The sequence below is a fragment of the Nocardia sp. NPDC004582 genome, from assembly GCF_053602115.1.
The window spans coordinates 34,366-44,947 of the sequence record NZ_JBSGCY010000043.1 but is presented as its reverse complement, the minus strand read 5'-3'; the positions used below and the strand labels follow the sequence as shown (position 1 = coordinate 44,947).

Annotated in this window: 9 protein-coding genes; 7 read left to right on the top strand and 2 right to left on the bottom strand. The window is 70.9% G+C overall.

The features are described from left to right. The 5 genes from ACWELJ_RS14980 to xylB all read left to right on the top strand — a co-directional run. Nucleotides 1-2,214, top strand: a 2,214-nt coding sequence (locus ACWELJ_RS14980; protein ID WP_452366722.1) for a PEP-utilizing enzyme, incomplete at its 5' end; no start/stop codon positions are given. 155 nt (nucleotides 2,215-2,369) lie between these two features. After that, complete coding sequence (locus tag ACWELJ_RS14975) at nucleotides 2,370-3,275, top strand: tyrosine-protein phosphatase (protein WP_452366721.1); 906 nt, start codon at nucleotides 2,370-2,372, stop codon at nucleotides 3,273-3,275. Nucleotides 3,276-3,377: 102 nt separating this feature from the next. Next, complete coding sequence (locus ACWELJ_RS14970) at nucleotides 3,378-4,385, top strand: glycoside hydrolase family 172 protein (protein ID WP_452366720.1); 1,008 nt, start codon at nucleotides 3,378-3,380, stop codon at nucleotides 4,383-4,385. A gap of 101 nt (nucleotides 4,386-4,486) precedes the next feature. Beyond that, the gene (locus tag ACWELJ_RS14965) at nucleotides 4,487-5,494 is read left to right on the top strand and encodes a zinc-dependent alcohol dehydrogenase family protein (RefSeq protein WP_452366719.1); all 1,008 of its coding nucleotides are present in this window, start codon (nucleotides 4,487-4,489) and stop codon (nucleotides 5,492-5,494) included. Between the two features lie 13 nt (nucleotides 5,495-5,507). Continuing rightward, nucleotides 5,508-6,896 carry a xylulokinase gene (xylB, locus tag ACWELJ_RS14960; protein WP_452366718.1) on the top strand — a complete coding sequence of 463 codons (1,389 nt, stop codon included), beginning with the start codon at nucleotides 5,508-5,510 and terminating at the stop codon, nucleotides 6,894-6,896. On the opposite strand, the gene ACWELJ_RS14955 is transcribed toward xylB, so the two are convergent. Then, a complete protein-coding gene (locus ACWELJ_RS14955) occupies nucleotides 6,887-7,057 on the bottom strand; it encodes a CopG family transcriptional regulator (RefSeq protein ID WP_357090135.1) in 171 nt (56 codons plus the stop codon). The genes xylB and ACWELJ_RS14955 overlap by 10 nt on opposite strands. Nucleotides 7,058-7,225: 168 nt before the next feature. On the opposite strand from ACWELJ_RS14955, the gene ACWELJ_RS14950 reads away from it, so the two are divergent. Both ACWELJ_RS14950 and ACWELJ_RS14945 read left to right on the top strand, forming a co-directional pair. Beyond that, on the top strand, nucleotides 7,226-7,741 hold the full coding sequence (locus ACWELJ_RS14950; RefSeq protein ID WP_452366717.1) for an OsmC family protein: 516 nt from the start codon (nucleotides 7,226-7,228) through the stop codon (nucleotides 7,739-7,741). 27 nt (nucleotides 7,742-7,768) lie between these two features. Then, nucleotides 7,769-9,076 (top strand): bifunctional o-acetylhomoserine/o-acetylserine sulfhydrylase, encoded by a 1,308-nt coding sequence (locus ACWELJ_RS14945; protein WP_452366716.1) that lies wholly within the window; start codon nucleotides 7,769-7,771, stop codon nucleotides 9,074-9,076. A gap of 30 nt (nucleotides 9,077-9,106) precedes the next feature. Here the strand turns inward: ACWELJ_RS14945 and ACWELJ_RS14940 are convergent, their stop codons facing one another. After that, a complete protein-coding gene (locus ACWELJ_RS14940) occupies nucleotides 9,107-10,582 on the bottom strand; it encodes an FGGY-family carbohydrate kinase (RefSeq protein ID WP_452366715.1) in 1,476 nt (491 codons plus the stop codon).

The following is a 10,582-nucleotide window of genomic DNA, read 5'->3' as shown; positions in this document are numbered from 1 at the left end:
GCCGGGGCCGACGCGATCGTGCACCTGGCGGGCCCGGCCGTCGCGGCGATCGCGAAGGCGGCCCAGGAATCCGGTGCGCGCCTCGTGGTTCCCGTTGCGGCGGGCGCAGATTCGAGCGTCGAGAAGATCCTGGCCGGGTCGGGCGCCGACACCCTCATCGTGCGCACCGCGCTGGTGGCGGGCCGCCGCATCGATCACGGCGGCTGGCGCACCCTGGAGACCCTGACCGGCGGCGGCAAGGGCAGCATCCAGGTGCTGCACTACGACGACCTGGAGCGCTTCCTGGTGCTGGCGGCGCTGTCGCAGCGCAGCGGCGTGGTCGAGCTGGCCGCGCCGGGCGAGGTGTCCAGCGCCGAGGTCAAGCGCACCCTGTCCGAGGCGGGCGTCAAATACTCGGCGTGGCTGCCGAAGTCGTCGGCCGCGCAGACCAAGGTCGACGCGACCGCGGCCCGCGAGGACTGGGGCTTCCGCTACGGCTGGAACGCCACCGAGGTGATCGCCGACACCGCGCGCGGCCTGCACGGCCGCAAGAGCGGCGGCTCCGGCCTCCGCAACCGCCGCGGCGCGATCCCGCTGCCGACCCACGTGGTGCCGCAGAACGCCCCGACCTCCGACGGCTACCAGCTGACTTCCGCTGCCCCCGAAGGACTTCAGGGCGAGTTCGACGATCTGGTCGACGACCGCATCCCGGTCTACACCGCCACCAACACCTCCGAGGCGCTGCCCGGCCCGCTCACCCCGCTCACCATCGACCTGCAGGCCGGGGCCATCCGCCTGGGCAACGAGGCGATGGGCCACATGATCGCCATCGAGGGCATCGCGCTCGAGCACTGGGTGTCCCGCGTGACCAGCGTGCTCGGCCACCACATGTACATCAACGCCTCCATCGGCGTCTTCTCCGCCGAGAACATGCCCGGCTGGGACGAGGAGAGCGTGCGCCGCGACGTCTACGGCACCATCGGCGACCTCGAGCTGCATCCCAAGGGCCGTCCCGCCATGCCGACCGGTATGGCCGCCCGCGCGGGCACCTTCAAGGCCATGGGCCGGGTCGCCTCGACCGCCATGCAGTACAGCAAGACCGCCGAGCTGATCAATGCCGCCTCGCACGCGGAAGCGCTGAACCGCGACCAGATCTCCGAGCTCACCGACGAGCAGCTGCACGCCCGCGCCCTGCTGTGGCGCGACCGCCTCAACCAGGCGTGGCAGGCCGCATCCATCGGCGTCATGATGACCGGCGCGGCCACCGCCGCCCACAAGGGCGAGGTCAAGATCGACCTGAACCGCCTGGAGTCGGCCAAGACCATGCTGGCCGTGGAGCGGCTGGCGGCCCTGTGCCGCAAGGACGCCGGGCTGCAGGCGCTGGCCAAGACCGGTGACGTGGCGAAGGCGCGGGAGAAGTCGAAGGAGTTCTCCCAGGCCCTGGATCAGGAGCTGGCCCGGATCGGCCACCGCGGCCCCGGTGAGTGCGAGCTCATCAACGCCACCTTCGGCGACCGCCCCGAGCTGCTGGTCACCGCCGCCGGCCGGGCCGCGGAAATGCCCGCGCCGCACCGCGAGCCGGTGCCGGAGCCGACCAGCCGCACCGCCAAGATGGCCGTCGGCGCGACCGTCTACCGCGAGCGTGCCCGCGACGCCGTCGTGCGGGTCACCAACTGCCTGCGTCTGGCCACCCAGGAGCGGGCGGCGCGCCTGGTGAAGGCGGGCAAGCTGACCGAGATCGAGGATTCGGTCTTCCTGAACCTCGACGAGATCCTGTGGGCCCCGGCCGATCTGAAGGAGCGCGTGGCGCGCCGCCGGGACGAGCGCACCCGCCTGCAGGCTCTGCGCATGCCCGACGTGGTCAACGGCCCGTGGGAACCCGAGGAGATCTCCGGCGCGATCGCGGTGGGCGACACCATCACCGGTCTCGGCGTGAGCCCGGGCGTGGTGGAGGGCACCGTCAAGCGCGTGCTGACCCTCGACGACGACATCGAGCCGGGCGACATCCTGGTCGCCTCGGTCACCGACACCGGCCACACCGCCATGTTCGCCTACGCGGGCGCGGTGGTCACCGATATCGGCGGCGCGGCCTCGCACGCCGCCATCGTGGCCCGCGAGTTCGGCGTCCCCTGCGTGGTGGACGCCAAGACCGCCAGCACGGGCCTGCGGGACGGTCAGCGCGTCCGGGTGGACGGCGCGGCCGGGACCATCACGTTGCTGGCCGACGCCGAATAGGCCCGGCCCGCAACCGAACCCGCCTCGGGCGCGCCGCGCTCGCGTCCGAGGCCGGTCGGTCCCTGGAGAGAACCAACCAGTCTCCCTGTTGCGCACCAAAGCCCGGCCCGGGACACACCCCACGACCCGGTCCGTGATCGAAAGGAATACCCCTAGTGACGATCTCGCGCGCCGTACGCGGCACTCTGACCGGTGTAGCCGCCGCGCTCATCGCCATCACCCCGGTCGCCGTCACCCCCGCGGTCGCCGCGCCGGTCCCGGTGCTGCAGACCCCCAAGGGCGTCTCGCTGAACCTGCCCACCGCGCCGAACGCCCGTGACCTGAGCGGCATCCCGCTCGGCGGCGGCGCGAAGACGAAGGTCGGCTCGGTCTACCGCTCCGACGCCCTGAACAAGCTCAGCGCCGCCGAGCAGCAGCAGCTGGTGTCGGCGGGCATCGCCGAGATCATCGACTTCCGCAGCCCGATCGAGCGCTCGCAGAACCCGGACAAGCTGCCGGCCTCCATCCCGGCCAAGTCGCTGCCGGTCTACGACCCGAACAACGACTTCTACCTGTTCTTCGCCAAGGCCGTGCAGGGCGGCCCCGAGGTCCAGCAGCAGGTGCTCGGCGACGGCAAGGGCCGCCAGTACATGATCGACTACTACAAGTGGCTGGTCACCGACGCGGCCTCGCGGGGTCAGTTCTCGGCCGCGCTGAAGGAGATCGCCAACGCCAACGGCCCGGTGCTGTTCCACTGCACCGCCGGCAAGGACCGCACCGGCTGGATGTCGGCCATCCTGCTGACCGCCCTGGGCGCCAACAAGGGCCAGGTCTACAACGACTACCTGGACTCCAACGAGAACCTGGCCGCGGCCAACAAGGCCACCCTCGACGGCCTGGTCGCCGCCGGTCTGGTCAAGGACCCGTCGCTGTTCGAGCCGGTGCTCGGCGTCGACAGCGCCTTCCTCGACTCCGCCTTCGACGCCGTCCAGGCGAACTTCGGCTCCTTCGACAACTTCCTGTCGCAGGGCCTGGGCATCGACGCCGCGACCGTCGCGACCCTGAAGTCCAAGCTGGCCTAGCAGTATCCTCCGCAATGCCGGCGCCGTGTGTGGGACGGCGTCGGCATTCGCATGTCCGCCCCATGTCTGCTTCCGAATGTCGATCTTCGTGCGAAAATTCGCATGGTGCACGAAATCTGGCAGCTGGACGGGCGGCGCACCCGCTCGGTGAGCGCGGAGAACCCGACCGGTGAGCCCGGTGGGGGCGGACGGGCCATCTCCGGAACGGGCGCGTACGCGGCGGCCGGACTGGGGCGGGGCTGGAAGGTCTCGCCGTCCATCGACCTGCCGCCCGGCGAAACCGCCACGCTCGCCGACCTTTCCGGGCCCGGGGTGATCCGGCACCTGTGGCTCACGACCGACCGCACGGTACTGCGCGACTTCACGCTCCAGATGTATTGGGACGACGCCGCCGAACCGGCCGTCGCGGTGCCGCTGGGCGACTTCTTCTGCAACGGCTGGGACCAGCTGGCGCTGATCGACTCCGCCATGGTGGTGGTCGCGCCCGCGGGCGGGCTGAACAGCTACTGGCCCATGCCCTTCCACACGCGCGCGCTGATCACCCTGCACAACGGGTCCGACCGGGCGGTGCCCGTGTACTACCAGATCACCTATCTGGAAGAGGACTTACCGGGCGCCGCCGGGTATCTGCACACCCGGTGGCGCTGCTCCGATCCGCTGGGCACGCCCGCGGAACATCCGATCGTCGAGATCGAGGGCGGACCCGGCCGGTATGCCGGAACGTATCTGGCCGTGCAGCCGCGGGCCGCCGGGTGGTGGGGCGAGGGCGAGCTCAAGTTCTATCTCGACGACGACACCGAATTCCCCACCCTGTGCGGCACCGGGACCGAGGACTATTTCGGCGGCGCCTGGAATTTCGACCTCGACGGCGCTTATCGCCCCTACTCCACGCCCTATCTGGGCATGCCGCAGGTGTTGCCGCCGCATCGAATCTACGAGCCGCACCAGCGATTCGGCATGTACCGCTGGCACATTCCCGACCCCATCTGTTTCGAGTCCGGCCTGCGCGCCACCGTGCAAGCCCTGGGTTGGCGCGAGGACGGCCACTACCTACCGCTGGACCAAGCCCACGTGGCGTCCACCGCCTTCTGGTATCAATCGCTCCCCTGATCCCCCGCACTCCCCGTAACGATTGTGGGACAGCAGAAAGAATGCGATTGCTATTGCGTAAAACGCGTCGGGCGCGTGGCACGCGGGTGCATGGTATTGCTATGCGCGCCTTGGTCGTCGAGAAGCCCGGACAGTTCTCGGTCGAATCGGTGCCCGATCCACTACCGGGTACCGGTGAGGTGGTGATCCGGGTCGACGCGGTCGGGATATGCGGGACGGATATCCATATCGTCGAGGGCGAATTCCCGCCCACGCCCTATCCGATCGTGCCCGGACACGAATTCGCCGGGGAAGTGGTGGCACTCGGCGCGGACGCGGCCGGGGTGCGGATCGGCGATCGGGTGGCGGTGGATCCGTCGCTGTTCTGCGGCCGCTGCCACTATTGCGCGATCGGGCGCGGAAATCTGTGCGAGAACTGGGGCGCCATCGGCGACACCGTGGACGGCGCGATGGCCGAGTACGTGAAAGTGCCCGCCGCCAACTGTTATCGGCTGCCCGGGCACCTCTCGCCCGCGCACGGCGCACTGGTGGAACCGCTCTCGTGCGCGGTGCACGGATTCGACGGGCTGCCACGGCGACTCGGCTCGCACTATCTGATCTACGGCGCGGGCACCATGGGGCTGCTCATGCAGCAGCTGGCGGTCGCGGCGGGCGCGGCCTCGGTGTCGATGGTGGACACCAATGCCGACCGGCTGGCCATCGCCCGTACTCTGGGCGCGGACGCCGCCACCATCTCGGCCGACGACATGGACCGGCCCGAGGGCTGGGAGATCGTGATCGATTGCAGCGGAACGGTGGCCGCGATCGAGGACGGGCTCGCGCGGGTGCGGCGTGGCGGCACCTATCTGCAGTTCGGGGTGGCCCCGGCGGCGGCGCGGGCCAGCGTCTCGCCGTTCCGGATCTACAACGACGAGATCACCATCGTCGGATCCATGGCGGTACTGCACAGTTTCGGCCGGGCGGTGGACCTGCTCGGCGAGGGCGTGATCGACGCGGACACCGTGATCACCCACGATTTCGCCCTCGAGGAATTCGGCGATGCCCTGCGGACCTTCCGCGCGGGCACCGGACGCAAGATCCAGCTGCATCCCGGACGGGCGGCACGATAGAGGGTGGTGGCCAATGGCGGTCGTTGCCGGAGTGGATTCCTCCACTCAGTCCTGCAAGATCGTGGTGTGCGACGCCGATACCGGAACGGTATTGCGGCAGCGCCAGATTCCGCACCACGACGGTACCGAGGTGCCGCCGGCCATGTGGTGGGAGGCGCTGCGCGCGGCGTGTGACCGCATGATGCGCGATGTGGAGGCCATCGCGGTGGCCGGGCAGCAGCACGGGCTGGTGGTGCTCGACGCCGCCGGGCATCCGGTGCGGGACGCGCTGCTGTGGAACGACACTCGCTCGGCGGAGGCGGCCAGTCAGCTGGTGGGCGAGCTGGGCGGGCCGCAGGCGTGGGCGGACGCGGTGGGCAGCGTGCCGCTGGCCGCGCACACCGTGGCCAAGCTGCGCTGGTTCGCCGACCACGAACCCGAACTGGCCGACCGGACGGTCCGGGTCCTGCTCCCCCACGACTATCTGACCTGGCAGCTGCGCGGCGGCGATCCGGCCACCGAGCCCACCACCGACCGCGGCGACGCCTCCGGCACCGGGTACTGGTCCCCGGCCGCCGGAACCTATCGGACCGACCTGCTGGCCATGGCCTTCCGCGGGCGCAATCCGGCCTTGCCCCGGGTGCTCGCGCCCGCCGAGATCGCCGGGCACACGCCGGGCGGGCGGCTGGTGGCCGCGGGCACCGGCGACAACGCGGCCGCGGCCCTGGGACTGGGCATCGCGGACGGGGACGTGGTGGTGTCGATGGGCACCAGCGGGACCGTGTTCACCCGGGCCGCGCACCCCAGCGCCGATCCCTCCGGGGCGGTCAACGGATTCGCCGACGCCACCGGCGCGTTCCTGCCGCTGGTCTGCACGCTCAACGCCGCCCGGGTCCTGGACGCCACGGCGGTCCTGCTCGGCACCGATGTGTCCGGTCTGGAAGTGCTGGCCGCGCAATCCCCCGCCGGCGCCGACGGTCTCACCCTGCTCCCCTATATCGCGGGCGAGCGCACCCCGAACCTGCCACACGCCACCGGCAGCCTGCACGGCCTGCGCCCGCACACTATGCGGCCGCACCACCTGGCCCGTGCCGCCATCGAGGGCATGCTGTGCAATATCGCCGAGGCGCTGGACCGCCTGCCGACGGTCCCGCATCGAATCCTGTTGATCGGCGGCGCATCCCGCTCCCGCCTGATCGCCCACGCGGCCGCGACCATCTTCGGCCGCACCGTCACGGTCCCCAACCCGAGCGAGTACGTCGCCCTGGGCGCGGCCCGTCAGGCCGCCTGGGCCCTGCGCGGCGGCCCCCGCCCACCCCGCTGGCCCACCCCGCCGGGCACCGAATTCCACACCCTGGCAGCGGGAGTCGGCGCCGCGATCCGCCAGCGCTACGCCGAGATCAGAGACACCTACTATCCGTAGACGACCGGCCCGTCCGACAGGTAGTCGTCCCAGGTCTGGTGCCGGGTGATGTAGTTCCGGATGGCGTCGCGGGCGATCTCCTGTTTGGATCGCCCTTCCATCGCCGCCTGCGCGCCCAGCGCAGCTTCTTCGTCCTCGCTGAGCCGCAAAGTCCATGCCACCGCGAATTCATACCACCCCGGTGTCACCGTGTCTGCCGAACGACCGTCCAGTTGGTAACCATCACATGTCGAACCGGTAGCCGAGGGCCGGGATGCACGGTGGCTATTGCGCTCACGGCGAGTTCAACCATCGTCAGCACCGGTCGCCGAGTCGTAGCTTCACCCGGTATGACGACCGAGCTGAGCACCCCGTTGAACGATATCGTCGAGGCGACCGGCCGCGCGGTGGCCGCGGACCCCGCCCAGGCCACCGTGGTCTTCCGCGCCGCGGGCACCCCGGAGGGCACGGTCGGCAGCGCAATCGCGCTGGGCCGCTACACGGTTCGGGTGGACGAGCCGCCCGCGCTGGGCGGCGACGGCTCCGCGCCCAACCCGGTGGAGGTGTATCTGGCCTCGCTGATCGCCTGCCAGGTGGTGACCTACCGGTTCTGGGCGCAGCGCCTCGGCGTCACCATCGACGACCTGGCCATCGAAGCCGAGGGCGATCTCGACGTGCGCGGCTTCTTCGGATTGGACGACACGGTCCGGCCCGGCTTCCAGGCGGTCCGCGTCACCGTCCGGGTCAGCGGTCCCGAATCCGCCGCGCGCTATGCCGAACTGCAGCGGGCGGTCGACGAGCACTGCCCGGTCCTGGACCTCACCACCGGCCGCACGCCGGTCGAGACCACACTCGTCACCCAGTAACCGCGAACCCACCACCGGAGGCCCCCGATGACCGACACCGCCCTGCCCGAAGACCCCACCGCCACCTGGAGTTTCGAGACCAAGCAGATTCACGCGGGTCAGGCGCCCGACGCCACGACCGGAGCCCGCGCGCTGCCGATCTACCAGACCACGTCGTACGCGTTCCGGGACACCGACCACGCCGCCGCGCTGTTCGGGCTCGCCGAACCGGGCAATATCTACACCCGCATCATGAACCCCACCCAGGACGCCGTGGAACAGCGGATCGCGGCGCTCGAGGGCGGCGTGGCCGCCTTGCTGCTGGCCTCCGGGCAGGCGGCGGAGACCTTCGCGATCCTGAACCTGGCGGGCGCCGGGGATCACATCGTGTCGAGCCCGCGGCTGTACGGCGGCACCTACAACCTGTTCCGGTACACGCTGCCGAAGCTGGGCATCGAGGTGAGCTTCGTCGAGGATCCGGACGACCTCGACCAGTGGCGGGCGGCGATCCGGCCGAACACCAAGGCGTTCTTCGGGGAGACGGTGTCCAACCCGCAGAACCACCTGCTCGACATCCCCGGGATCGCGGAGGTCGCGCACGGGTCGGGGATTCCGCTCATCGTCGACAACACCGTCGCCACCCCGTACCTCATCCAGCCGTTCGCGCACGGCGCGGACATCGTCGTGCATTCGGCGACCAAGTACCTGGGCGGGCACGGCGCGGCCGTCGCGGGCGTGATCGTCGACGGCGGCACTTTCGACTGGCGCAGTGGACGTTTCGACGGCTTCACCGAACCCGACCCGAGCTACCACGGTGTGGTGTACGCCGATCTCGGCGCACCGGCGTACGCGCTCAAGGCGCGGGTGCAGCTGCTGCGCGATCTGGGTTCGGCGATCTCGCCGTTCAACGCCTTCCTCATCAGCCAGGGCCTGGAGACGCTGAGCCTGCGCCTCGAGCGGCACGTAGCCAATGCGACCGCGGTGGCCGAGTTCCTGACCGGGCGGCCCGAGGTGACGGCCGTCTCCTACGCGGGCCTGCCCTCCTCGCCGTGGTACGAGCGCGGAAAGCAGCTGGCTCCCAAGGGTGTCGGCGCGATCATCGGGTTCGAGCTGGCCGGCGGGGTGGACGCGGGCAAGCGGTTCGTGGACGCCCTGACCTTGCACAGCCATGTCGCCAATATCGGCGACGTACGCTCGCTGGTCATCCACCCGGCCTCGACCACCCACTCGCAGCTGACGCCGGAGCAGCAGCTCGCGGCGGGCGTCACGCCGGGCCTGATCCGCCTGGCCGTCGGAATCGAGGGGATCGACGACATCCTCGCCGATCTGCGCGCCGGATTCGCCGCGGCGGCGTAGCCGTTCAGAAGCGCGGACCCGCGCCGTGGGTCAGGGTGCGGCGCGGTGTTGCTCCCGGGCGAGGAAGTGGGCGGTGGATTTCGTTGTCTCGTACAGGGATCGGTAGTGGCGGTAGTACGGACCGTAGTGGGCGGTGGTGTCGGGATCCGGTTCGATCGTGGCGATGATCGGGTTCCAGGCCGAGGTGTCCAGGCCCACGGCCTCGGCGGCGAGCAGGGCGTCGCCGAGGGCCGCGCCGACGGTGTCGGCCGGAAGCTGTTGGGGCAGACCGGTGATGTCGGAGACGATGCGGGTCCACAGGCCGCCCTTGGTGCCGCCGCCGACCGCGACCAGGCGGGAGGCGGGGGCGCCCGCCGCGGCCATGGCCTCCAGGTTGTGGCGGACGCCGTAGCCGATGCCCTCCAGGACGGCGCGGTAGAGGTCGGCCCGCTGGTGGGTGAGGGTGAGGCCCGCGATCAGGCCGCGGGCGTTCGGGTCGAACAGCGGGGTGCGTTCGCCCGCGAAGTAGGGCAGCACCAGCAGGCCGCGGGAGCCCGGCGGGACATGGGCGGCCTCGTCGAGGAGTTCGGCGAACGCACTGCCGGTGAGGGCCCGCAGCCAGTCGGTGATCGCGCCGGAAGTGGCCATGCCGGCGGCGGACGTGTAGGTGCCGGGCCAGGTTCCGCAGGTGGTCCACAGGCCCGGCTGAGGGCGCGGGTCGGCGAGTACCTGGGTGAGGAACATGGTGGTGCCGTACATGATCATGCAGTCGCCGGGGGCGCGGACACCGATCCCGGCCGCCTCGGCCCAGGCGTCGATGGTGCCGGTCGTGACCGGGAGACCGGCGGGCAGGCCGGTGACGGCGGCCGCCTCGGGGGTGACGCGGCCGACTGTCTCGGTGGGCCAGGCCAATTCGGGCAGGCGCAGCCCGGGCGCGACGGATTCGGCCCAGTCGGTGGCCCACTCGCGGGCCGACAGGTCGTACATGGGCACGCACTGGCTGGCCGACTGATGATCGAGGACGTAGCGGCCGGTCAAGCGGTGCACGAGAAACGAACTGGCCATCAACAACATTCGGGTGGCGGACCAGACCCGCGGCTCGTGCCGGATGAGCCAGCGCAGTTTTGGTCCGACGGCCTGACTGGTGAGCGGCGACCCGCACCTCTCCAGCACGGTCAGTGGCCCCAGTTCCGCGTCCAGTTCCTCGATTTCGACGCTCGCACGGGTGTCGACCCCGTACAGGATGGCGGGCCGCAGCGGGCGGCCGTCCGCGTCGGCGGGCAGCAGGCACGGGCCGATGCCGCTCACCGCGAGCGCGTCGATGGGTTCACCGTCCACCGCCGCCACCAGGTCGCGGGCGATGGCCACGAAGTCGGCCCACCAGACCGCCTCCGCGTCGTGCTCCACCCAGCCGGGCCGGGGCGTCGACACCCCGTGCGGTCGTTCGACGCGCCGGGCGACCACGCCGTCGCGGCCGGTCAGGACGCCCTTGGATCCGGAGGTGCCGATATCGATGCCGAGGAGCAT

Coding starts and splice junctions, on each gene's coding strand:
- ACWELJ_RS14940 (WP_452366715.1), bottom strand. CDS start 10,582: ATGCTCCTCGGCATCGATATCGGCACCTCCGGATCCAAGGGCGTCCTG.
- ACWELJ_RS14965 (WP_452366719.1), top strand. CDS start 4,487: ATGCGCGCCTTGGTCGTCGAGAAGCCCGGACAGTTCTCGGTCGAATCG.
- ACWELJ_RS14945 (WP_452366716.1), top strand. CDS start 7,769: ATGACCGACACCGCCCTGCCCGAAGACCCCACCGCCACCTGGAGTTTC.
- ACWELJ_RS14950 (WP_452366717.1), top strand. CDS start 7,226: ATGACGACCGAGCTGAGCACCCCGTTGAACGATATCGTCGAGGCGACC.
- ACWELJ_RS14970 (WP_452366720.1), top strand. CDS start 3,378: ATGGTGCACGAAATCTGGCAGCTGGACGGGCGGCGCACCCGCTCGGTG.
- xylB (WP_452366718.1), top strand. CDS start 5,508: ATGGCGGTCGTTGCCGGAGTGGATTCCTCCACTCAGTCCTGCAAGATC.